Source organism: Kitasatospora cathayae (genome assembly GCF_027627435.1).
In the GTDB taxonomy this organism is placed as follows: Bacteria; Actinomycetota; Actinomycetes; order Streptomycetales; family Streptomycetaceae; genus Kitasatospora; species Kitasatospora cathayae.
In genome coordinates this window covers 442094-463778 of record NZ_CP115450.1, presented here as the reverse complement: position 1 = coordinate 463778, position 21685 = coordinate 442094, and the positions used below count along the sequence as shown (strand labels likewise).

Genomic DNA, 21685 nt, shown 5'->3' with positions numbered 1-21685 from the left:
GCAGCCTGCACGGCTAGCGCACCGTCAGATCACCGGATCTCCTCACCCGGCGCCCGCCCGCCGGACAGGCCCTACTCCCGGGCCAGCCTTCCCAGGGCCAGGCCGGCCAGGAGCGCGGCTGCGTCGGCGAGGACGCCGTCGTCGAACTCGGCGTCGGGGGAGTGATTGTAGGGCGTGGTGAACGGGTCGCGGCCGTCGGTCGGGGCGGCGCCGAGCATCAGGTAAGCGGACGGGACCAGCGCGGCCACCACGCCGAAGTCCTCGGAGCCGGCGATCGGTTGGGGCATCGGGACGTACCGCTCCGGCCCGAACAGCCGGGTCGCCAGGCCGGCCGCGAAGTCCGCCTCCACGGGGTCGTTGACGGTCACCGGGTAACCGGGCTCCACCTCGGCCACCGACTCCAGCCCGTGCGCCGCCGCGATCCCGTGCACCACCCGCAGCGCCTCGGCGCGCACCAACTCCCGCGAGCGCGGCGAGAAGGAGCGGATGGTCGCCGCGAACCGGGCCTCGTCGGGGATGACGTTGGCCGCGGTCCCGGCGCTGAGCGTGCCGACGGTGAGCACCACCGGGTCGAAGGCGTCGATCCGCCGGGTCACCATCGTCTGGAGGGCGAGCACCGCCTCGCACACGGCCGGCACCGGGTCCAGCGCCGAGTGCGGGCTGGAGCCGTGCCCGCCGCGCCCGCGCAGGGTGACCTGGAGGGTGTCGGAGGCGGCCAGCATCGGCCCGGGCCGGGCGGCGACCAGCCCGTTGGGCAGCAGGGCGGCGGCCACGTGCAGGGCGTACGCGGCCACCACCCGCTCGCCGGCCGCGTCCAGCACCCCCGCATCCACCATCAGCTGGGCGCCGCCCGCCCCCTCCTCGCCCGGCTGGAACATCAGCACCACGTCGCCCGCCAGCTCCGCGCGCCGCTCGGCCAGCAGCCGGGCGGCGCCGACCAGTGCGGCCATGTGCAGGTCGTGCCCGCAGGCGTGCATCGCGCCGGGGAGGCGGGACGCGTACGGCAGTCGTACGTTCTCCTGCACCGGCAGCGCGTCCATGTCGGCACGCAGCAGCACCGTCGGCCCGGGGCGGCCGCCGCGCAACACCGCCGTGATCGAGCTCAGCCCCTTGCCCAGGGTGAGCTCCAGCGGTAGCCCGTCGAGCGCCGCGAGCAGCCGGGCCTGGGTCCTGGGCAGGTCGAGCCCGATCTCCGGCTCCTTGTGCAACTCCCGCCGCAGAGCGGCCAGTTCGGGCTGGAGGAGGGCGGCCGCGCGGGTCAGTTCGGGCAGTGCCAGCTGGTCGAGCAGGTCGGCGGACGCGGGCAGGTCGGACACGGTGCCTCCAAGAGGTGGGCGGGTCTGGCTGTCTCCATGGCGGGTCTGGCTGTCTCCATGATCGGCGTCCCCGGCTTCGTTGAGACAGTCCGACGGAGTGACTATCTTCGTCGGGTGAATGAGCGGCCGGTCATCGTGGAGTCGAGCCCGGCAGGAAGCCGGCGCCGCGGCTCGTCCCCGGCCAGTCACGTCGACGGACCGTTCGCCGGAGGGCGAGCAGAGAGCAGGCATGCCTTGAACCACCCGCCGAACGACCTTCCGGCCACGGCGTCCGGCGGCACGCTGGTCATCGGCAGCGCCGCTCCGGCCAGCACTCCCGGAGCAGGCCTCAGCACCGTCCGCTACGACGCCGGCGGCGCCATGAGCCTGGTCCGGACGCTACCGGTCGACCACCCTTCCTACGTTGCCGTCGATCCGACCCGCGCGGTCCTCCACGCCGTCGTCGAGCAGGAAGCCGGACGCGTCCTTTCCCTCGGGACCGACGTGGACACCGTGACCCCGGGCCCGCCCGCCACCGTCGCCAGCGGCGGCGCCGGCCCCTGCCACCTCGCGGTGCACCCCAGCGGTTCGCACGTCTTCGTCGCCCACTACGGCGACGGTGTCCTCTCCGCCATCCCCACCGGCGCGGACGGCACGATCGCCGCCGGGCCGGTGCAGACCATCCGCCACCCCGGGCGGGAGGCCTGCGGTGAGCTGCTCACCGAGCCCCATGCCCACATGGCCGCGCCCTCGCCGGACGGGCGGTTCCTGCTGTGCACCGACCTCGGCACCGACCGGATACACGTGTACGCCTTCACCGAGGCGACCGGCCGGCTCAGCGCGCACCAGACGGTCGGACTGCCGCCCGGCAGGGGCCCGCGACACCTGGTGTTCCACCCCTCGGCCCGGTACGTCCACGTGCTCAACGAGCTCTCCTCCACCCTCACCGTCTGCACCTGGGACCCGCACGCCGGCCGTCTCGGACCCACCGCCGAGCTGGAGACACGACAGGACCCGGGCGCGCCGAACGCCAACTCCGCGGCCGCCGTCCGGCTGTCCGCGGACGGCCGTTTCCTCTACACGACCAACCGCGGCGATGACGCGATCGCCGTCCACGCCGTGCGGGATGACGGCGCGTCCGTCGAGTTGCTCACCACCGTCGCATGCGGCGGCAGTTGGCCCCGGGACATCGCGCTCAGCCCGGACGGGCGGCTGCTCTTCTGCGCCAACCAGCGTTCCGACACGCTCACCGCCTTCCATCGCGACCCGTCGTCCGGGCGGCTGACCCCCGCCGGGGAGCCGCTGGCGATCACCGAGCCCACGTCCGTCCTGCCGATCGGCCGCTGAGCGCCGGTCGCCCCCGGGAGTCCATTCCGGCGAGTGCTGGGCGTCCGACGCGGAGGCGGCGCGCCGCCGCACCGGGAACCACGGTGCGGCGGCGCGCCGGTGACGCACGATCAGGTCTGACCGGCCAGGGCCGGGATCAGCCGTACGGCCTCGGGGGCGTTGGCGTTGTGCCGCTCGACCCAGGTGGTCAGCGCGCTCTGGCAGGCGTGATCGAGGTGCCGCAGACCGCTGAGGTCCAGCTCCACGACGCGGTCGGCCGGCAGCGCCTCGAGGGCGTCCAGGAGCTTGGGCAGCCGCAGGAAGGTGGCGTTGCCCGTCAGCCGGACCCGGACCGGCCCGCCGGGCTGCTCCTCGGTGTCCACGTGCAGCCGGGACGTCTCCCAGGCCGTCTTGACGACGGACAGGCCCAGGCCGATCAGCACGCCCTCGAACATGTTGACCGTGACGATGGCCACCGCGGTGGCCACGAGCACGAATGCTTCCGATCGGTGCTCGCGCCACAGCGGGCCGAGCTGCCTGAAGGGCAGCAGCTTGAACCCGGCGTGCACCAGGACCCCGGCGAGCGCCGCGACGGGGATGACGCCGAGCGCCGCGGGCAGCAGTGCGGCGAAGAGCAGCAGCCACACCCCGTGCAGCACGCGGGACGCCTTGGTCCGGGCGCCCGCCTGGACGTTGGCGGCGCTGCGGACGATGACGGCGGTCATCGGCAGGGCGCCGAGGACCCCACAGAGAGTGTTGCCCGCGCCCTGGGCCATGAGCTCCTTGTCGTAGTCGGTGCGCGGCCCGTCGTGGATCCGGTCGACGGCGGCCGCGCTGAACAGGCTCTCGGCGGAGGCGACGAGGGTGAAGGCGACGATGGTGACGAGCAGGGCGGGGGCGAACTGCTCGAACACCCCGGTGCCGGGCGGCTGGATGGCGTCCAGCAGGCCCTTGACCTCGACCTTCTTCACCGGGCGGTGGAGCAGCCAGACCGCGCCCGTGGCGAGCACGACGGCCACCAGCGCGCCCGGGACGACCCGCACCCGGGCGGGCAGCCGCTGCCACAGCACGATCACCGCGATGGTGCCGGCGCCGATCAGGAAGGAGTAGCCGGCGGCGGCGGAGGAGATGAGCTGGGTGAGCAGACCGGGCAGGCCGAGGAGCTTGCCGATCCCGCTGGCGGGCGCCGACCGGTCGGCCATCGCGTAGAGCTGCCCCGCGATGATGACCAGGCCGATGCCGGCCAGCATGCCCTCGACCACGGCCACGGAGATCGCGCGGAACCACCGGCCCCAGCGCAGCACGCCCAGCAGCAGCTGGAGCAGGCCGGTGGCGGCGACCACGAGACCGAGTGCGGGCAGGCCGAACCGTTGCACGGTCTCGGCGACCAGTACGGTCAACCCGGCCGCCGGTCCGCTGACTTGGAGGCTGCTGCCGGGCAGCAGGCCGGTGACCAGGCCGCCGACGATACCAGTGATCAGGCCGAGTTCGGCGGGCACGCCCGAGGCGACGGCGACGCCGACGCACAGCGGGAGGGCGACCAGGAACACGACGAGCGAGGCGGTCAGGTCGTACTTGAGCGTGGGAAAGCGCATGGGTGCCTTCATCGGTGGGAGTGCGGAGGTGGTGGGCCGCGGGGTCACAGCGGCAGGAAGGCGTCGGTGCCGGGGCGGTGGGTGAGGACCGCGCCGGTGTGCACCTCGTAGAACCAGCCGTGCAGGCCGAGCAGGCCCTCCTCGACCCGGCGGGCGACGCTCGGGTGGGTGCGCAGCTTCTCCAACTGGTCCAGGACGTGGCGCTGTACGGGCGCGGCCAGGTCGTGGCTCGGTTCGCCGCCGGGCGTCAGCGCGGTGCCGTCGGCGAGCCAGTCGCGCACCGCGGGCACGCCGGTCAGGTCGTCGCCCCGGACGACGGCGCCCACCGCGCCGCAGTGGGAGTGGCCGCACACCACGATGTCGGCGACCCCCAGGACCTCGACCGCGTACTCGATGGTCGCGGCCTCGGCCGAGGGAACGGGCGGACGGTACGGCGGGACGATGTTGCCGGCGGTCCGCATCTCGAAGAGGTCCCCCGGCCGGGCGCCGGTGACGGCGGCGGGGATGATGCGGGAGTCCGAGCAGGTGATGAACAGTGCCTGCGGCTTCTGGCCGGCGGCCAGCCGCCCGAAGGCGTCGGCGTCCTGCGCGGCGCGGCGGCGGAAGGTGCGGGCGTGGTCGATGAATCCTTGCATGTCGGTGCCTCGGGCCCCTCGGAAGTCTTGTGGGAACGTGGACTTCGGGACCGTGCCCGCTCGGTACGGAGGCAGCGCGGAGCGCGGCGGCAGCGGCGGTCATGCCGTGGCCGTCGTGAACTGCCGGGCGTGGGACGGCGGTACGGCACCGGAACCGGGCTGTCGCCGCCGTCGAGGAGCGTGCGGGCGCGGTCGGCGCCGATCAGCAGCGGAACACCTGGAGGACCGCCGCTCTGCACTGTCTGCCGACCGGATCGGGCGGTTCGGGGGCCGCGGGTGCCGACGGCCGGCCGGCCGCCGGAGCCTCGTGGGCGAGGGCCGGTCGCAACTCGGGCTGGTGCTGAGGGGTTTGGACGTTCCGGAGCTGCGCCCAGCCGGAACCGGGCGCGTACTTGGGAACCACCGCCTCCTCGGCGAGTTTCACCTCCGCGGCCACCCGTGGGCAAGGCTCGTCCCGGACGAACGCGGACACGGACTGGGACAGCACCAGCATGCCGAACACGGCCACGAGAATCACGGCTACGCTGCCGATCACCCTCCTGGCCGCGGACATATCCCGTCCCTTTCCCCGACTTTGGCGTGTTGTTGAACCCTCACCGGCTCTGACGAATCGGCAGCGGGGTGAGTTCCGGCATTCCGGTGAACGGTACGTGAATCACTACCACCGGAACGTGAGGATCCGCTCGGCGGAGCTCCGCATGTGGGAGGCCGGTGAATTGTTTGCGATGCGCCCTTTCGGTCGTGCGCGTGCACCGTCGGCGGCGCAGCCGGTGGGGATCGGTCGGCCGGATTTCGAAATGCCCGGAGCCGACTCCCGCGGTCAGGGCTGATGCGTTCTCAGCCGGCGAGATGAAGGGCTGCGCTCCCGTCGGGCGGTTCGCTGCTACCGACATAGACGACCAGCGTCTGTTCCGGCTGTTCGGCCAGGTGAAAAGCGGTGTACGCGTAATCGATCGCTCCCCGTTGCGGGTGTCGTAGCCGTTTCCGACCGCTGTGCCGGGCCTGCACCTCGTACTGCGGCCACCAGTCCCGCACCTCAGGGCTGCCCTCCTTCAGCTCCTCGATCAGCCGGGTGTACCGCGGGTCGTCGCAATGGCGTGCCGCTAGCGTCCGAAGTCGGCCGAGCAGGCCGCGTGCTTCGGGTTCCCAGTCGACCAGAACCTCCCGGGCCACCGGTTCGAGAAACGCCCAGCGGACGAAGTTGGCGGGCCGGTCCGCATCAGTGATGAGCCTCGGGAACAACTCGTCGGCTGCCTGGTTGTGGCTGAGGACGTCATAGTTGCCGCCGATGATGTACGCCGGGTTCGGCTGGAGCAACAGGGGAACAGCACCCACCTCGGCCGGCAGCGGCTCGCGTTCCTCGGCTTCAGCCGCAGGCGCGTGACCGGCAAGCTGGAGAAGGTGATCGCGCTCGTGCCGGTCGAGCCGCAACGCCGCGGCGAGGGCGTTGAGCACCTGTTCGGAGACACGGATCTTTCGACCCTGCTCCAGGTACGTGTACCAGGTGGCGCTGATCCCGGCCAGCAGTGCCAGTTCCTCGCGGCGAAGTCCCGGAGTCCGACGGCGGCCGGTCTGGGGCAGGCCCACCTCGTCAGGAGTCAGGCGCTCTCTCCGGCTGCGCAGGAATTCACTCAGCTGACGGCGTTGGTCCGGCTGCGTGGGCATGACGGGATGGCACCCTCAGTTCCAGAATAAATACGGTCTGGATACCAGGCTAAGCCACTCGGAGACTGGTGTGCGAACACGGGCCGCGGCATGACCGGCGGCCTCACACGGCCATACCGGCACCCAGCCTGCCAGTGCGCAACGGCTTGGCGGACTCTCCTCCAGGACTCGCTGCCGCTCGGCACTCCGGCTCCGGTGCCGAAGACGGAGAGGGCAACTCATGTCCGGAATCAAGGGCAAAGTGGTGGCGATCACGGGAGCCAGCAGTGGCATCGGCGAGGCGACCGCGCTGCTGCTCGCCGAACGCGGCGCGCGGCTCGTCCTCGGCGCGCGCAGGTCCGAACGCCTGGCGGAACTGGTGGCCCGGATCGAGAAGGCAGGTGGCACGGCCGTGCAGATCCGCACCGACGTGACCCGGCGGGACGACCTGCGAGCCCTGGTCGCGCTGGCCGGTGAGTGCTTCGGCCGACTCGACGTACTCGTCAGCAACGCCGGAGTCGGCACCATCTCGCCTCTCGACGATCTGCGCGTCGAGGAGTGGGACCACATGGTCGACGTCAACGTGAAGGGCGTGCTGCACGGGATCGGCGCCGCGCTGCCGGCCTTCCGGGCGCAGGGAACCGGCCACTTCATCACCACCGCCTCCACGGCCGCGTTTCGCATCGTGCCGACCATGGCCGTCTATGCCGGCACCAAGTTCGCGGTCCGGGCCATCTGCGAAGGACTGCGCCAGGAAGCCGGCGACTCCTTGCGGGTGACTACCGTCTCACCTGGTGCGACTGCGACCGACTTCGCCGAGGCGTCAACCAACAGCCAGGTCAGAGCAGAGATCACGAAGATGCGGGACGACGTCGCCATTCCGCCCGACGCGATCGCCCGGGCCATCGCTTTCGCGATCGAACAGCCTGCCGCGGTCGACGTGAACGAGATCGTCGTCCGGCCCACCGCCCAGAGCTGACCTCTCCGACACTCCCGGTGCGGCCACGCGCACCCGCGGGACTGTTCCACGGGGTGCATGGCAGCACGGGCGCGCTGGCCCGTGGTGCGGGCGGCATGACCGAGTGGAAACCACGGACGCGACGCCAGATGATCAAGATCACTGAACTGGCCACGCTGGCTGGGGTGTTCGACCGCCTTCCCCGATCCACGCCGGTAACGAGGACGCCGTTACCGGCTCGGCTCGCTGCCGGGTGCTGTGCCTGGTCGCAGTGCTCGGTGGCGCGCGGTCGCTTGCGCAGATCGCCCGCTTCGCGGCCGACCCGGCGCCTGAGGTGCACGACCGGTTGGGGCTCAACCGGGCCACCCCGAACGCCTCAACCCTCGGACGGCTGCTGGCGCGGCTGGACGGGGATCCCTCACACTCCTCAAGATCACTTCCTGGGAACACAACGGCCCTTCCCCTGCAGTCCGATCGAGTTCGCCGCGAGGTCGAACTCCGAGCAGTTCGCGTGCTACCGGGCCGGCGTGAATCCGCCCGAGACGGAGGCCGTGCCGCCGGCCGACTGGGCTTCGGCCCGATAGCTGTCGCCGGCGGCATTGCGTGCGCCGGTGGCGTGGTTGAACTGGGCGGCGAACTCGTACTGCCCGGCCGGGACCGTGCGGCCCGGTTTGAGTACCCAGCGGTAGACCAGCGCGCCGCCGGACTCCTGGACGGTGACGGTGAAGTCGTCGGCCGACAGGGTCTGCCAGTCGCCGGTGCTCCGGACGTCGCCGGTCTGGGCGATGTGCAGTTCCACCGTGAGCGAGCTGAGCGGCTGGGTGGTCTTGAGGGCGAGGTCGTTCTGGCCCCAGTAGGCGTTGCCGTGCGCGTCGACCGAACCCTCCGACCAGAGCGAACCGTTCTGGGCCCGGCTGCTCGCCGTCGGGGTCGGGCGCGGACCGGTCGGGGTGGTGGCCGGTGCCGGGACGGTGACGGCCGGTGCCGGGGCGGTGGTGGTCGGGGGAGCCGGGCGCGTGGGCGTCGGACTGACCGTCGGGGAGGGCGCGGCCGGAGCGGTGGTGGCGCTCTCCGACGGCGTCGGGCCTCGCAGGCCCGCCACGGCGAGGCCGCCGGTGGCCAGGATTCCGGCGGTGGCGAGGCCGGCGATCGCGGCCTTGGGCCAGGACCTAAGGCCCGACCGGGCGCGGTGACGGACGGCGGGACCGGCCGCGCCGCGCTGCACGCGGGCCAGCATCCTCGCGCGGTCGGGCTGGTGGGCCTCGGCCGCCTCGCGCAGCTGCCGGGTGATGTGATCGTTCACCGGTTCCTCCTTCCTGTCGTCAGTTCGCCGACCGCTCGTGCGCCGAGCAGCTGTTCCAGCTCGGCCATGCCCTTCGAGGTCTGGCTCTTCACCGTACCGACCGATATGCCCAGCGCCGCCGCGGCGTCCTTCTCCGAGAGGTCGAAGGCGTGCCGCAGGACCACGCAGGCCCGCTTGCGGAACGGCAGCCGGGCGAGGGCCGCGCGGACGTCCAGCACGGCCGCGACGTCGGGCCCCGAGGTCTTCTCCGGGCTGCGGGACCAGAACAGCAGGACCCGGCGGCGCTCGCGGACCGCGCTGCGGATCCGTTCCCGGGCCATGTTGGCGACCACCCCGCGGGCGTAGGCGAGCGGGTGGTCGGCCGCGCGGAGCCGGTCCCAGCGTTGCCACAGGGCGACCAGGGCGTCCGCGGCAAGGTCGTCGGCCGCGTCCGTCTCGCCGGTCAGGAGGTGGGCGAGACGGGCGAGTTCGGCGTAGTGGCGTTCGAAGAAGTCGTGGAACTCCGCGGACGCGTCATCGAGGAGCATGTCCCCTGGTCGCCCTCTCCCTGCAATGTGAACGTTAACAATCGCCTTGAGCCTAGCAGGGCGCGGTCCCGGGGGCGGGCGGCGGTCACCCCGGGGGGAGACCCGCGACGGCGGACCGGCGAGCGGCGCGGTCAATGCCGGGCGAACTGGACGCGGGTCGACTGGACGACGTCCGGCTGCAACGCGATTCCGTCGACGGTCAGTTGCTCGCCGTAGATGTCGGTGACCCTGATCGGCCCGCCGCACCCGCCGCCGTCGGGGGAGAGGAAGTAGTTGTAGTCGGTGCGGGTCAGCTGCCGCCAGCCGCCGCCGGTCCGGACCTCCAGCGCAGCCACCGGGTTCCGGTGGCCGATCACCTGGATCCCGCACCACCACTGGGTGGACCCGGTCTTGTACCGGACCGACATGGTGCCCGGCTCGCCGGGGCTCAGCAGCGACCAGCTGATCGGGAGACGGCCCACCGAGAGGTCGGCGAGCTTGGCGAAGGCCTCGTGGCTGAGGTCGAGCTGCCCGGGCGCGCAGGGCAGCGGGCACTCGTTGACGATCCGCACCGTGACGCTCGCCCCGTTCGCGGCGTGGACCTGCACGTACGCCCCGCACGCCTTGGACGTCTCGTAGTCGGTGTGGTTCATCGCCGCGATCATGAGATCGCCGGACGGGCCGAACGAACAGGCGCCGTTGCCGTCGGCCGCGTCGTAAGAGGTCGCCACGCCCTGGTAGCTCGTCCCGGGCCTGATCCGCCCGGCCAGCGACGCCGGGCCGGCGGCCGTACGCGCGCTGCCGACCGCCGGGGCGGCTGGCGTGGCGGAGGGCCCGGCGGTGGCGGACGGCTTCGGGGCGGTGGAGGCCGAGCGCGAGGGAGCGCCGACGGACGGCGTCGGCGAAGGGCTGGTGGGTGACGGCTGCGCAGCCGAGGGCGTGGCACCGTCCGGGGTGCCGGTGCCGGTGCCGGTACTGGGCGGCGCGCTCGGCCCGGTGGCCTCGACGGCTGCGGCGGCGGGTTGCCCGGCATCAGTGCCAGGGGCGGCCCCGCTCCGCCCGAGGAACGCGACGGCGAGGCACACCAGCACCCCGACGGCCACCGCCGCCAACGGTATGCCCCAGACCACCCCTCGCCTGCGCCGTGCCTGCGGGGCGGCGTGCTTCGTAGCCCTCATGCCCATCCCATTCGGTAGATCGAGTCGACGTTGCACCACTCAGTGGCCGCCGGAGGCCGAAAGGTTGCCTCTCGGGCGGTGGTCTTTTCCCGCGACGGGCCCGCGACCTTTTGCAGCCGGCCCGCGGGCGGACAGCCCGGCCCAGCCGTCCGCCCGCGGGCCGCCCACGACCTCAGGACTGGTCGCCGTACGCCACGCCCCGGCCGTAGGCGCCCAGGTAGACGCGCCCGTACACGTCGGGATCGCCCGCGATGACGTTCACGACGCTCCCGCCGAACTGGTGCTGGTCGTCGTTGATCCGGGTCCAGGTCGAGCCGCCGTCGGTGGAACGGAACAGCCCGCCGACGCCCTTCACCGTCCCGCTGAGGTAGAGCGCCTGGTAGCCGGTGCCCGGCGCAGCCTTGCCGAAGCCGATGCCGCTCGCCTGCTCCACGCCGCCGACCTTGCGGAAGCTCACCCCGCCGTCGGTGGAGTGCAGCAGCCCACCGCCTCCGCCCGCGATCCACAGGTCACCGGCGACGCCCGGAACCGCCTTGAGCTGCCCGCCGCCCGGGCCGGTGGCCCGCGCGGTGAAGTGCCGCCCGCCGTCGGTGCTCGCGTACAGGGCGCCGCCGCTGAGGGCGTAGAAGGTGTTCGCCGCCGAGCGGTCGGGCCACCACGGCCGCGTCATTCGGCAGGCCGGAGACCGCCGCCCAGGCCGCGCCGCGGTTGGTCGACAGGAACGGCGCCCGGCCCGCCGGGGTCCACACCACGGTGCCGCCGTCCGCCGAGAGGGCCACGGCGCCGCCACCGGCGGCGCCGACCGGAGCCGCCGCGAACGGAGTCCAGTTCGCGGCGGCTCCGGTCGAGAAGGCGCCGTGCTGCGCGCCGCCGAGACCGACCCGCACCGTGAACTCGGGCTTCCCCTGGGCGAAGTCGATGCCCGTGTCCACGTCCTGCCGCATCGTCTCGACATCGAGCGTGCGACCGGCGTCCGGGGCGAACTCGTGGCGGTTGACGACCCGCAGCACCACCCGGCGTCCGTTGACGGTGAGCACCCCCGATCCGTCGATGGCGACGGTGCGGAATCCGATGCGCAGCCGGACCCGTTCGGCGGCCGAGGCCGGTACGGCCTCGTAGCGGAACCTCGGCGCTCCACGGCCGCACCCGGTCGATCACCAGGGGCTCGTCAACCGGCGCACCGGACACGCCGAGCCCCGGGACGCTCGACGTGACGGGGGCGTCGGCGTCCACCTCGACGCGCAGCCGCCCGCCGCCGGTCAGGGCGTCGTGGTCGGCGTGCACGAACACGTCGCGGATGCCGCCCACCGGCCGGGCGAGCAGGGTCACGTCGTCGAACCCCGGCTGCTCGAAGCCGTCCGGGGCATCCGGGCCCACGGGGGAGAACCGGAAGGCCCAGTCGCCGTTCAGGTCCAGGCGGGGGCGTCCGAGGCGGGTGCGGCGCGCGGTGGCGCCATGCCGTGTCCGGGGGAGAAGTCCTCGGAGTAACGCGGGGGCATGCCACTCCTTCGCACAGTCGATCGGTTCGGGGTTGTTGCCCGTCCCCTCGGCATCGGCGGTGGAAACGGGGCAGGACGGGCGCGGTGCCTCGGCACCGTGCCCGTCCTGCCCCGCCGACCGGTCAGGAACCGGCCCGGCGCTTGTTGTAGACGTCGAAGCCCACGGCCGCGAGCAGCACCAGGCCCTTGATCACCTGCTGGTAGTCGGTGCCGACGCCGACCAGCGACATGCCGTTGTTCAGCACGCCGAGCACCAGGCCGCCGATGATCGCGCCCATGACGGTGCCCACGCCGCCGCTGGCGGAGGCGCCGCCGATGAAGGCGGCGGCGATCGCCTCCAGCTCGAAGTTGATGCCGGCCTGCGGGGTGCCGGCGTTGAGCCGCGCGGCGAACACCAGCCCGGCCAGCGCCGCGAGGACGCCCATGTTGGTGAAGGCCAGGAAGACGACCCGCTTGCTCTTCACCCCGGAGAGCTTGGCCGCCGCCTCGTTGCCGCCGATGGCGTAGGTGTGTCGGCCGATGATCGAGTTGCGCATCAGGTAGCCGAAGCCGACCAGCAGGGCGCCGAGGATCAGCAGGACGATCGGCACGCCGTGGTAGCTGGCCAGCAGCAGTGTGAACGTGAACACGGCCGCCGTGATCACGGCGAGCTTGGCCAGGAACAGCCCGAGCGGGAGCACCTCCAGCCCGTACGAGGCGGTCTGCCGCCGGCCGCGCAGCTCCTGGAGGACCGCGACGGCCAGCACGGCGAGACCGAGCAGCAGGGTGAGGTTGTGGTAGTTGGTGTGCGGGCCGACCTCGGGGAGGAAGCCGCTGCTGATGCTCTGGAAGCCCTTGGGGAACGGTGCCACCGACTGGCCCTGCAGCAGGATCTGGGTGCCGCCGCGGAACAGCAGCATGCCCGCCAGGGTGACGATGAACGACGGGATCCCGAGGTAGGCGATCCAGAAGCCCTGCCAGGCCCCGGCGAGGGCCCCGATCACCAGTGCCGCGAGCATCGCCACGGGCCACGACACGTGGTGCTCGACCATCATCACCGCGGCGGCGGCCCCGACGAAGGCGGCCAGTGAGCCGACCGAGAGGTCGATGTGCCCGGCGATGATGACGATCATCATGCCGATCGCCAGGATGAGGATGTAGCCGTTCTGCTGGATCAGGTTGGTGATGTTGAGCGGCTGGAGGAGGATGCCGTCCGTCCAGATCTGGAACAGCACCACGATCAGGGCCAGCGCGACCAGCATGCCGTACTGGCGCACGTTGCCGCGCAGCGTGCGGGCCAGGACGGCACCGACGGAGGAGCCGGGGCCCTCGGGAGCCGGGCCGTTCTGGGTGGAGTCCGGGATGATCTCGGTCTGGGCCATGCGTCACCTTTGTTCTCCCGTTCCTCTCCGGCCCTTCGCGCGGGGAGGAACGGGACTGTGGGTTGAAACCGCCGGAGCGGCGGGATGATCTTCGTAGGTTCGGACGAGGGGATTGTCAGTGGTCCCCGTTAGGTTGGTCGTGTGCATCTCCGGCACTCGTATCGCATCTATCCGACGGCAGGTCAGCGCGCTGTGCTGGCCCGGAAGTTCGGGTGTGCGCGGGTGGTGGATAACGACGCGTTGGCGGCTCGGAAGGAGGCGCGGAAGGCCGGGCTGCCGTATCCGCGGAGCGCTGATCTGCAGAAGCTGGTGATCACGGCGGCGAAGAAGACCGCCGAGCGGGCGTGGCTTTCCTCGGTGGGTGTGGATCCGCTGATCCAGTCCCTTCGGGAGCTGGACGCGGCCTACCGGAACTTCTTCGGGTCGGTGTCCGGCAAGCGTGCTGGGCGTCCAGTGGGCCTTCCCCGGTTCAAGTCGCGCAAGGACGGCCGGCAGTCGTTGCGGTTCACCCGCAACGGCTTCCGTATCCGGGGCAACGGGAAGCTGAACCTGACGAAGATCGGTGACGTGCGGGTCAAGTGGTCCCGCGCGCTTCCGGCCGACCCGTCGTCGGTGACGATCGTGCTGGATGGGGCAGGTCGGTACCACGCCTCGTTCGTGGTGGACGTGGAACCCGACCACCTGCCCGAGGTTCCCGCGGAGGTCGGTACTGACCTCGGGCTGACCACCTACGCCGTCCTCTCGGACGGCAGGGTGATCGACAACCCTCGCTTCCTGCGCAAGGCGGAGAGGAAGCCCAAGGCCGCGCAGCGGGAGCTGTCGCGCAAGGCCAAGGGGTCGAAGAACGGGGCCAAGGCCGGGAAGAAGGTCGCCAGGGCGCATGCCGAGGTGGCCGACACCCGCATGGACTGGTTGCACAAGCAGACCACCAGGATCATCCGCGAGAAGCAAGCGGTGTACCTGGAGGACCTGAACGTGCGCGGCCTCGCAAGGGGCCGTCTGGCCATGTCCGTCCACGACGCTGGATGGGCCACTTTCCGGCGCCTGCTCGAGGAGAAGGCGGGCCGTTACGGTCGCACTGTCCACGTCGTGCACCGCACGTTCCCGTCCTCCCGGCTCTGCTCGGCGTGCGGGCACCGTGACGGTCCCAAGCCCCTGCAGGTGCGGGAGTGGGCCTGTTCGACGTGTGGTGTTCTGCATGACCGTGACCTCAACGCTGCTCGCAACATCCTGGCCGCCGGGCAGGCGGACAGGCTAAACGCCCCTGGAGGGCCGGCAGGACCCGGCGTGGCGATCCCACGCCAGGCACGGCCTGTTGAACGGGGAACCCGCCTCGGCGACCTGCGAACCACGGGTATTCGTGCCGCAGGCGCGGGAGGAATCCCCGTCCGTGAGGGCGAGGAGGATGTCAAACCTGCTCGTTGCTGGATGCGGCGCTCATGGTCATGAGCCGCATGAGGGATTCCTGGGTGGCGTCGGCACGGGCGACCTCGCCGGTGATCCGGCCTTCGGCCATGGTGTAGATCCGGTCGCACAGGCCCAGGAGTTCGGGGAGTTCGGACGAGATGACGAGCACGGCCTTTCCCTGGGCGGCCAGTTCGGCGATCACGGTGTAGATCTCCGCCTTGGCGCCGATGTCGATGCCCCGGGTGGGCTCGTCGAGGATCAGCACCTCCGGCTCGGCGAAGATCCACTTGCTGAGGACGACCTTCTGCTGGTTGCCGCCGCTGAGCGTGCCGGTCCGGGTGAACACCGTCGGGGCCTTGATGTTCATGGTCCGCCGGAACGATTCGGCGACCTTGCTCTCCTCGTGCCGGTCGACCCGGCCGTACCGGGCGACCTTGCCGAGCGCGCTCAGCGAGATGTTCCGGCTGATGTCGTCGATGAGGTTGAGGCCGAGCTGCTTGCGGTCCTCGGTGACGTAGGCGATGCCGTGGCCGATCGCCTCCGGCACCGTCCGGGTGCGGACCTCCCGGCCGTGCAGCAGCACCCGGCCACCGCCCCAGCGCCCGTACGAGCGGCCGAAGACGCTCATCGCGAGTTCCGTGCGACCGGCGCCCATCAGCCCGGCGATGCCGACGATCTCGCCGCGCCGCACGTTCAGCGAGGCGCCGTCCACCACCGTGCGCTGCTGGTCGATCGGGTGCCGGACGGTCCAGTCCTCGACCTCGAAGGCGACCTCGCCGATCTCCGGGGTGCGTTCGGGATAGCGGTGCTCCAGGTCCCGGCCGACCATGCCGCGGATGATCCGGTCCTCGGAGATGCCCTCGGCGCCGATCGCGATGGTCTCGATGGTCTGCCCGTCGCGCAGGATGGTGACGGCGTCGGCGACCCGGGCGATCTCGTTCAGCTTGTGCGAGATGATGATGCAGGAGATGCCCCGCGCCTTGAGCTCGAGGATCAGGTCGAGGAGCTTGCGGCTGTCCTCGTCGTTCAGCGCGGCGGTCGGCTCGTCCAGGATCAGCAGTTTGACCTTCTTGGCCAGCGCCTTGGCGATCTCGACCAGCTGCTGCTTGCCCACGCCGAGGTCGGCGACCCGGGTGTGCGGGCTCTCGTCCAGGCCGACCTGCCGCAGCAGTTCGCCGGCGTGGGTGAGCGTCCGGCGCCAGCTGATGATGCCCCGCTTGGCGTGCTCGTTGCCCAGGAAGACGTTCTCGGCGACGGACAGGTACGGCACCAGCGCCAGTTCCTGGTGGATGATCGCGATGCCGCGCTGCTCGCTGGCCCGGATGTCCCTGAACCGGCAGGGCTCGCCCTCGAAGAGGATCTCGCCCTCGTAACTGCCGTGCGGGTGGACGCCGCTGAGCACCTTCATCAGGGTGGACTTGCCGGCGCCGTTCTCACCGCAGATGGCGTGCACCTCGCCGGCGGCCACGGTCAGGTTGACCTCGGAGAGCGCCTTGACGCCGGGGAACGACTTGCTGATCGACCGCATTTCGAGAACGGGTCCAGCCATGCTTGTGCGTCCGTATCGTTCGGGGCGGTGCGGCGCGGACAGGACTTCCGGGCGTCGCACCGCCGGTTCGGCGCGGGGCCCGGTACGCCGGGCCACGCGGGCTACTTGAGCTGGTCAGCGGTGTACTGACCGCTGTCGACCAGGACCTTCTGGTAGTTGTCCTTGTCGACGCTGACCGGCTGGAGCAGCTGCGCCGGGATGGTCTTCACGCCGTTGTTGTACTGGGTGGTGTCGTTGACCTCGGGCTTCCCGCCGGTCAGCAGCGCGTCGCCCATCTGGACGGCGACCTTGGACAGTTGGCGGGTGTCCTTGTAGACGGTCTCGGTCTGCTCGCCCGCGATGATCGACTTCACCGAGGCCAGTTCGGCGTCCTGGCCCGTGACGATCGGCAGCGACTTCGCGGTGCCGTAGCCGACGCCCTTGAGCGAGGAGAGGATGCCGATCGAGATGCCGTCGTACGGCGACAGCACCGCGTCGACGTGGGCGGTGGTGTAGGCCTTGCTCAGCAGGTTGTCCATCCGGGACTGGGCGACCCCGCCGTCCCAGCGCAGCGTGGCGACCTGGTTGAAGTCGGTCTGGCCGCTCTGCACGACGAGCTTCTTGCTGTCGATGTACGGCTTGAGGACGCTCATCGCGCCGTTGAAGAAGAAGGTGGCGTTGTTGTCGTCCGGCGAGCCGGCGAACAGCTCGATGTTGAACGGGCCCTTGCCGTCCTTGAGACCGAGCTTGTCGACGATGTAGCCGCCCTGGAGGACGCCGACCTTGAAGTTGTCGAAGGTCGCGTAGTAGTCGACGTTCTGGGTGCCCCGGATCAACCGGTCGTAGGAGATCACCGGGATGTGCGCGTCGGCGGCCTTCTGCAGCACGTTGGTGAGGGAGGAGCCGTCGATGGCGGCGATCACCAGCAGCTTGGCGCCCTTGGTGATCATGTTCTCGACCTGGGAGACCTGGTTCTCCACCACGTTGTCGCCGTACTGAAGGTCGGTCTTGTAGCCCTTGGCCTGGAAGTCCTTGACCATGTTGTTGCCGTCGTTGATCCAGCGCTCCGACGACTTGGTCGGCATGGCGATGCCGACGAGCCCGCCCTTGGCGTCGCCCTTGGCCGCCCCGTCGCCGACGCCGTTGGCGCTCTGGCCGCAGGCCGCCAGCGAGAGCACCAGGCCCACCGCGACGAGGCCCGCTGAAAGCTTCCGCACAGTTCCTCCAGTGATGATGTTCCGCGACCGGCGCAGAGCGACCCTGGTTGGGCGACTGGGAGCGGTCGAGCGGGGGCCGGCCGGAGCGGTCCCTCGCGCTGTGGAACGTCGGGGCTGCGGTAGCTCTGGCCTGGCGTGACATGAAGTGTTAACGCTAACAACGGCGCCGTCAAGGGGCGTGAGATCACCGTTGGGTCGCGGTGCCGCCTCAGCGCGTCGGCCTGGGCCTGAACCGCCGGGAGGGAGGTGCTCCGGGGGTGCTCCGGATGAACATTCGGGGAACTGTGGCTGAATGTTGAGTGTGCCGCAGGGGGCGGAGGGGTGGCTGTCTTCCGGGCGGCGCCGTGGACGGCCTTCTGCGTGGGCGGCCATGACGAAGTGCCCGCCTCCCGCCGGCGGTCGGGAAGCGGGCACCTGCCGGTCCGGGGATCAGCCGGTGGCGAGGGTGAGGCCGTAGGTGTCGAGGATCGGGTTGACGGGCTGGAAGTAGGTGGTCCCGCCGGACGTGCGGTTGCCGGAGCCGCCGGAGGTCACGCCCTGCGCCTGGCTGCCCGAGATGAACGAGCCGCCGGAGTCGCCGGGCTCGGCGCACACACTGGTGCGGGTGAGGCCGAAGACGGAGCCCTGCGCGTAGTTGACCGTCGCGTCGTACTGCCTGACGGTGCCGCAGTGCCAGCCCGTGGAGCCCGAGCGGTAGACCGAGGAGCCGATCGGGGTGACGGCGGAGCCGGAGACCGTCACCGTGCCACCCGCGTAGTCGTTGACCTGGGGCTGGGCCGCCCAGTTCGAATCGGTCTGGACTCACGAGTAGTCGTTGCCCGGGAAGCTCGACCCCTGGAAGGTGCCGATCGAGGTGCCGTCCGGGGCGGCGGCGCTCGAACCCGCCTGACCACAGTGACCGGCGTTGACGAAGCCGGGCCGGCCGTTGCCGTCATCCTCGAAACCGCCGAGCGCGCCCGGCAACGCGGCCTGCGGGCCGATCTGACCGTGGCCGACGCCGCCTGCCGGGTCACCGGCCGACTGCCCGCCGCCAGCGATCCGGAGGCCGTCACCGACTGCCTGCGCACCGCCCCCGCCGAAGCCGGCGCCGAGCGACTCGACCATGTTCACGCTCACGCCACCGGCACCGCCCAGGGCGACACCGCCGAACTGGCCGCCGTCACCGCGGTCGCCGCCGAACTCGGCACACGGAGGTCCCCGTCACCTCCCACAAGGGCGCGATCGGTCACCTCCTGCACGTCTCCGCGGTCCCGGCCCTGGCCGCCGCCGCGCTCACCCTGCGCACCGGTTTCGTCCTTGCGACCCCCGGCCTGGCCACCCCCGAGCGGGTCGAACGGGTCGACCACCCGCGGGTGGTGACGCCGTACCCGGACCTGCGGGTGGCCGCGGTGAACAGCTTCGGCTTCGGCGGTAACAACGCCACCGTGGTGCTGCGCCGCGACTGACGTGGTGCGACGGGCGCGGATGCGATCGGCCGGGCCGAGGAGAGCCGCAGGGCCGCGCGTGGTCGCGCGGGCGGCCTGCCGGTTCAGGCGGCGGCGGCCAGGTCGGCGCGGCCGAAGAGCAGGGCGTAGCCGCGGGGGAGGCTGGTGAGGAGGCGGTCGGTGAGGTCCTGGCCGGCCAGGGTGGCGAGGGCGGTCAGCACGGAGGAGGCGTCCCAGCGGGCGGCGGTGAGGGTGGTGCCCAGGGTGCGGGCGAGGGCCTCGACGAACGCGGGGGCGCTGACCGGTGCGGGCAGCGGGATCTGGGCGGCGAAGACGGCCCGGGCCCGTTCGGGCAGGGCGGCGGCCAGATCGCAGCGTTCCTCGCCGGTCAGCTGGGCCCCGAGGTGGGTGAGGACGGCGGTCAGGACGCGGTCGGCTTCCTCGTCGGTCCGGTAGCGGCCGTCGGTGCGGACCTGCTGGACGAGGCGGCGGTGCCGGGTCATGGGTGATGGCCTTCCGGAGTGGGCCGCCGCGGTGTGCGCGCGGCGGCGGGTGGCGGGGACGGGTGGCGGGGACGGGTGGCGGGGACGGGTGGCGGGGAGGGACTCGGGGACGGGACTCGGGACGGACGTCAGGGGCGCTGGCCGGGCGCGGGGCGGCCGAAGAGCAACTCGTAGCCGGGCGGCAGTTGGAGCAGGACGCGTTCCATGAGCTCGTCACCGGCCGCATCGGCGACCGTGGACAGCACGGCGCCGACGTCCCAGAGCGCGGTCTGTTCGGTGGCGCCCTCGATCCAGGCGGCGGTTGCGCGCACGAACCGGTCCGGGCTGAGCGGCTCGGCCGCCTGCAGCGGGTTGAGCAGGACCAGCGAGAGGGCCTCGGGCAGGCGGGCCGCGAGCTGGGCCCGCTCGTCGCCGACCAAGTGGGCGCCGAGCAGGGCCAGCACGACCCGGGCCGCGCGTTCGCTCTCTTCGCGGGTGTCGTATTCGCCGCGTTCGCGGATCTCCTCCAGGAACGCCTCCCATCGGAGCGTCACGACGGATCCTCCCTTCGGCGCTGGACCGTCCGGGCACGGGGTCGTGCGACGGTCCCGGTGGGCGGGGGGCCGGGGAACAGGTGGTGATCGAGGCCGGCGAGTTCGAACAGTCTGGCCACGGAACGGCCGACGCCCCGCAGCACCAACCGGGCGCCCTGCCGGTCAGCCTGGTGGCGGGCCTGGACCAGGGCGCCGAGGCCCGAACAGTCCATGAACGTCAGGCCGGACAAGTCGACCACCACCTCGCGGTGCGCGGCCAGCGCACGGACCAGGTCATCGTGCAGGCGGGGCGCGGTGTCGAGGTCGATCTCGCCGCGTGCCCGCACCACGAACGGAACGGGGATCTGGTCGTACATGGGTGCTCACTGTCCCGCCCGCTCGCGCGCGACGGGCGGGCTCGGGAAGGGAACGGGGCGGGGACCTCTCGCGGGCCCCGGGCGATCCCCGGGACGGCGCGAGAGGCCACCTGGGCCGGGTCAGGCCTGGATCTGCTTGCGGGTGCCGCCATGACTGATCTCGACCTTGCGGGGCTTGGCCCGCTCGGCGACGGGGATGCGCAGGGTCAGCACGCCCTCGTCGTAATCCGCAGTGATTCCGTCGGGGTCGAGGGTGTCGGACAGCATGACCTGGCGGGAGAACACGCCGAGCGGCCGTTCGGACAGCTCCCACTTCACGTCGTCGCCCTGGTGGCGGGGACGGCGCTCCGCCTTGACGGTCAGCATGTTCCGCTCGACGTCGATGTCGATCGCCTCCGGGTCCACCCCTGGCAGGTCGAAGCAGATCACGTACTGGTCGCCGGCGCGGTACGCGTCCAACGGCATCGGCGTGGGTCGGGACCAGGTGCCGGTCGTGCCCAGGAACTGCTGGGTCAGCCGGTCCAGCTCGCGGAACGGGTCGGTGCGCAGCAGCATCGCGAAACACCTCCACTCGGATCGATGGGTGCCAGTGCGCTTCACCTTCCATCGTTGTAGCACGTCATCCGAACGATGACAAATCCAATCGGTCGTCGCTAGCATGACGATATGAGCGAGAAGCCACCGAAGTCCGCCCCGGCCCCCGCCCCCGCCAGGCCGCCCGTTTCCTTTCCCGCCGTCGCGGCGGCACTGGCCGCCATCGACGAGGCGGTCCGCACCGCCCAGGCCCCCGAGGCCTCCCGGCACCCCGCGGGCGCGCCGGGTGAGGCTCCCGGCGGAGCGAGCGCGGCACAGGCGCTGGCCGCCCTGGTGCTGCTGCGCGAACTCCGGACCCAACTCGCCGGCTGGGAAGCCGGCCTGGTGGAGACCGCCCGGGCGGCCGGCGCCACCTGGGCCGACCTCGCACGGCCCATGGGCGTCGCCAGCCGGCAGGCCGCCGAGAACCGCTACCTGCGCCTGCGCCCCGCTGGAACCACCCGCCGCACCGCCACGGAGACCGGAGCGGAACGGGTCAAGGCCGTCCGCGACCGCCGCGCCGCCGACCGGGCCATCACCGCCTGGGCCCGGGCCAATGCCGCCGAGCTCCGCATCCTCGCCGCCCAGATCACCGCCGCCGGACTGGCCTCCGACGCCCGTCTCGCCCAAGCCGCCCTGACCGCCGCCCTCGGCACCACGGACGCCGCCGACCTGATCGCCCCGCTCACCGACATGCGCCCCCACCTCGGCGCCGACCACGGTGATCTCGCCACCCGCCTCGACGTCCTGTCCCGCCGCACCTCCGAGCTCCGTGACGACAGCGACCGGCGACGGGCCTGACACCTGGTGCTCGGCCGTGGGTGCAGGGACCGGGTGCGCCATG

Annotated in this window: 19 protein-coding genes and 2 pseudogenes; 5 read left to right on the top strand and 16 right to left on the bottom strand. The window is 71.8% G+C overall.

Annotation, left to right across the window (positions count from 1 at the left end; translation table 11 throughout):
• Positions 1 to 71 precede the first annotated feature (71 nt).
• The gene (locus tag O1G21_RS02260; RefSeq protein WP_405000779.1) at positions 72 to 1271 is read right to left on the bottom strand and encodes a M20 metallopeptidase family protein; all 1200 of its coding nucleotides are present in this window, start codon (positions 1269 to 1271) and stop codon (positions 72 to 74) included.
• A gap of 279 nt (positions 1272 to 1550) precedes the next feature.
• Between O1G21_RS02260 and O1G21_RS02255 the strand changes: the two genes are divergently transcribed.
• Positions 1551 to 2642, top strand: a complete 1092-nt coding sequence (locus tag O1G21_RS02255) for a lactonase family protein (RefSeq protein ID WP_270140273.1) — start codon at positions 1551 to 1553, stop codon at positions 2640 to 2642.
• A gap of 110 nt (positions 2643 to 2752) precedes the next feature.
• On the opposite strand, the gene O1G21_RS02250 is transcribed toward O1G21_RS02255, so the two are convergent.
• From O1G21_RS02250 to O1G21_RS02240, 3 genes are all read right to left on the bottom strand, one after another.
• A complete protein-coding gene (locus O1G21_RS02250; protein ID WP_270140272.1) occupies positions 2753 to 4216 on the bottom strand; it encodes a SulP family inorganic anion transporter in 1464 nt (487 codons plus the stop codon).
• A 44-nt stretch (positions 4217 to 4260) separates the two neighbouring features.
• Positions 4261 to 4851 carry a carbonic anhydrase gene (locus O1G21_RS02245; protein WP_270140270.1) on the bottom strand — a complete coding sequence of 197 codons (591 nt, stop codon included), beginning with the start codon at positions 4849 to 4851 and terminating at the stop codon, positions 4261 to 4263.
• Positions 4852 to 5688: 837 nt separating this feature from the next.
• Entirely contained in the window at positions 5689 to 6516 is an 828-nt protein-coding gene (locus O1G21_RS02240; protein WP_270140268.1) for a helix-turn-helix transcriptional regulator, read from the bottom strand.
• A 220-nt stretch (positions 6517 to 6736) separates the two neighbouring features.
• Between O1G21_RS02240 and O1G21_RS02235 the strand changes: the two genes are divergently transcribed.
• Positions 6737 to 7474: an SDR family oxidoreductase gene (locus tag O1G21_RS02235; RefSeq protein WP_270140267.1), complete on the top strand. Its 738-nt coding sequence runs from the start codon at positions 6737 to 6739 to the stop codon at positions 7472 to 7474.
• Between the two features lie 493 nt (positions 7475 to 7967).
• On the opposite strand, the gene O1G21_RS02230 is transcribed toward O1G21_RS02235, so the two are convergent.
• The 5 genes and pseudogenes from O1G21_RS02230 to mmsB form a co-directional block, all read right to left on the bottom strand.
• Positions 7968 to 8756, bottom strand: coding sequence for a hypothetical protein (locus tag O1G21_RS02230; protein WP_270140265.1), 789 nt, complete (start codon positions 8754 to 8756; stop codon positions 7968 to 7970).
• Positions 8753 to 9283 carry a SigE family RNA polymerase sigma factor gene (locus O1G21_RS02225; protein ID WP_270140263.1) on the bottom strand — a complete coding sequence of 177 codons (531 nt, stop codon included), beginning with the start codon at positions 9281 to 9283 and terminating at the stop codon, positions 8753 to 8755. Before O1G21_RS02225 ends, O1G21_RS02230 begins: the two co-directional genes overlap by 4 nt.
• A 131-nt stretch (positions 9284 to 9414) precedes the next feature.
• Positions 9415 to 10440: an expansin EXLX1 family cellulose-binding protein gene (locus O1G21_RS02220; protein ID WP_270140262.1), complete on the bottom strand. Its 1026-nt coding sequence runs from the start codon at positions 10438 to 10440 to the stop codon at positions 9415 to 9417.
• 172 nt (positions 10441 to 10612) lie between these two features.
• Positions 10613 to 11366, bottom strand: a pseudogene (locus tag O1G21_RS02215) (WD40/YVTN/BNR-like repeat-containing protein); the annotation flags it as partial.
• A 695-nt stretch (positions 11367 to 12061) separates the two neighbouring features.
• Positions 12062 to 13300, bottom strand: a complete 1239-nt coding sequence (gene mmsB, locus O1G21_RS02210; protein ID WP_270140260.1) for a multiple monosaccharide ABC transporter permease — start codon at positions 13298 to 13300, stop codon at positions 12062 to 12064.
• Positions 13301 to 13441: 141 nt separating this feature from the next.
• On the opposite strand from mmsB, the gene O1G21_RS02205 reads away from it, so the two are divergent.
• Positions 13442 to 14749: an RNA-guided endonuclease InsQ/TnpB family protein gene (locus O1G21_RS02205; protein ID WP_270140258.1), complete on the top strand. Its 1308-nt coding sequence runs from the start codon at positions 13442 to 13444 to the stop codon at positions 14747 to 14749.
• Here O1G21_RS02205 and mmsA read toward each other — a convergent pair.
• The 3 genes and pseudogenes from mmsA to O1G21_RS02190 form a co-directional block, all read right to left on the bottom strand.
• The gene (mmsA, locus tag O1G21_RS02200) at positions 14709 to 16256 is read right to left on the bottom strand and encodes a multiple monosaccharide ABC transporter ATP-binding protein (protein WP_270140257.1); all 1548 of its coding nucleotides are present in this window, start codon (positions 16254 to 16256) and stop codon (positions 14709 to 14711) included. The two genes, O1G21_RS02205 and mmsA, sit on opposite strands and share 41 nt — an antisense overlap.
• 101 nt (positions 16257 to 16357) lie before the next feature.
• Positions 16358 to 17452 (bottom strand): multiple monosaccharide ABC transporter substrate-binding protein, encoded by a 1095-nt coding sequence (chvE, locus tag O1G21_RS02195; RefSeq protein WP_270140256.1) that lies wholly within the window; start codon positions 17450 to 17452, stop codon positions 16358 to 16360.
• A gap of 429 nt (positions 17453 to 17881) precedes the next feature.
• Positions 17882 to 18367: pseudogene (locus tag O1G21_RS02190) on the bottom strand (S1 family peptidase); the annotation flags it as partial.
• On the opposite strand from O1G21_RS02190, the gene O1G21_RS41660 reads away from it, so the two are divergent.
• Complete coding sequence (locus O1G21_RS41660) at positions 18347 to 18811, top strand: beta-ketoacyl-[acyl-carrier-protein] synthase family protein (protein ID WP_405000578.1); 465 nt, start codon at positions 18347 to 18349, stop codon at positions 18809 to 18811. The pseudogene O1G21_RS02190 and the gene O1G21_RS41660 sit on opposite strands and share 21 nt — an antisense overlap.
• A gap of 169 nt (positions 18812 to 18980) precedes the next feature.
• On the opposite strand, the gene O1G21_RS02185 is transcribed toward O1G21_RS41660, so the two are convergent.
• The 4 genes from O1G21_RS02185 to O1G21_RS02170 all read right to left on the bottom strand — a co-directional run bounded on the left by O1G21_RS02185 (position 18981) and on the right by O1G21_RS02170 (position 20823).
• Positions 18981 to 19379, bottom strand: coding sequence for a DUF2267 domain-containing protein (locus O1G21_RS02185; protein WP_270140255.1), 399 nt, complete (start codon positions 19377 to 19379; stop codon positions 18981 to 18983).
• Between the two features lie 128 nt (positions 19380 to 19507).
• Positions 19508 to 19912 carry a DUF2267 domain-containing protein gene (locus O1G21_RS02180; protein ID WP_270140254.1) on the bottom strand — a complete coding sequence of 135 codons (405 nt, stop codon included), beginning with the start codon at positions 19910 to 19912 and terminating at the stop codon, positions 19508 to 19510.
• Positions 19909 to 20268, bottom strand: coding sequence for an STAS domain-containing protein (locus O1G21_RS02175; RefSeq protein WP_270140252.1), 360 nt, complete (start codon positions 20266 to 20268; stop codon positions 19909 to 19911). The genes O1G21_RS02180 and O1G21_RS02175 overlap by 4 nt, the downstream gene beginning before the upstream one ends.
• A 120-nt stretch (positions 20269 to 20388) precedes the next feature.
• Complete coding sequence (locus O1G21_RS02170; protein WP_270140251.1) at positions 20389 to 20823, bottom strand: Hsp20/alpha crystallin family protein; 435 nt, start codon at positions 20821 to 20823, stop codon at positions 20389 to 20391.
• Positions 20824 to 20934: 111 nt separating this feature from the next.
• Between O1G21_RS02170 and O1G21_RS02165 the strand changes: the two genes are divergently transcribed.
• Positions 20935 to 21642 (top strand): hypothetical protein, encoded by a 708-nt coding sequence (locus tag O1G21_RS02165; protein WP_270140249.1) that lies wholly within the window; start codon positions 20935 to 20937, stop codon positions 21640 to 21642.
• Positions 21643 to 21685: the final 43 nt, after the last annotated feature.

What these genes read in the sequence shown, in the direction of transcription:
- O1G21_RS02250 (WP_270140272.1), bottom strand. Translation starts at nt 4,216, where the DNA reads ATGCGCTTTCCCACGCTCAAGTACGACCTGACCGCCTCGCTCGTCGTG.
- O1G21_RS02245 (WP_270140270.1), bottom strand. Translation starts at nt 4,851, where the DNA reads ATGCAAGGATTCATCGACCACGCCCGCACCTTCCGCCGCCGCGCCGCG.
- O1G21_RS02240 (WP_270140268.1), bottom strand. Translation starts at nt 6,516, where the DNA reads ATGCCCACGCAGCCGGACCAACGCCGTCAGCTGAGTGAATTCCTGCGC.
- O1G21_RS02235 (WP_270140267.1), top strand. Translation starts at nt 6,737, where the DNA reads ATGTCCGGAATCAAGGGCAAAGTGGTGGCGATCACGGGAGCCAGCAGT.
- O1G21_RS02225 (WP_270140263.1), bottom strand. Translation starts at nt 9,283, where the DNA reads ATGCTCCTCGATGACGCGTCCGCGGAGTTCCACGACTTCTTCGAACGC.
- O1G21_RS02220 (WP_270140262.1), bottom strand. Translation starts at nt 10,440, where the DNA reads ATGAGGGCTACGAAGCACGCCGCCCCGCAGGCACGGCGCAGGCGAGGG.
- mmsB (WP_270140260.1), bottom strand. Translation starts at nt 13,300, where the DNA reads ATGGCCCAGACCGAGATCATCCCGGACTCCACCCAGAACGGCCCGGCT.
- mmsA (WP_270140257.1), bottom strand. Translation starts at nt 16,256, where the DNA reads ATGGCTGGACCCGTTCTCGAAATGCGGTCGATCAGCAAGTCGTTCCCC.
- O1G21_RS02185 (WP_270140255.1), bottom strand. Translation starts at nt 19,379, where the DNA reads ATGACCCGGCACCGCCGCCTCGTCCAGCAGGTCCGCACCGACGGCCGC.
- O1G21_RS02175 (WP_270140252.1), bottom strand. Translation starts at nt 20,268, where the DNA reads ATGTACGACCAGATCCCCGTTCCGTTCGTGGTGCGGGCACGCGGCGAG.
- O1G21_RS02170 (WP_270140251.1), bottom strand. Translation starts at nt 20,823, where the DNA reads ATGCTGCTGCGCACCGACCCGTTCCGCGAGCTGGACCGGCTGACCCAG.
- O1G21_RS02165 (WP_270140249.1), top strand. Translation starts at nt 20,935, where the DNA reads ATGAGCGAGAAGCCACCGAAGTCCGCCCCGGCCCCCGCCCCCGCCAGG.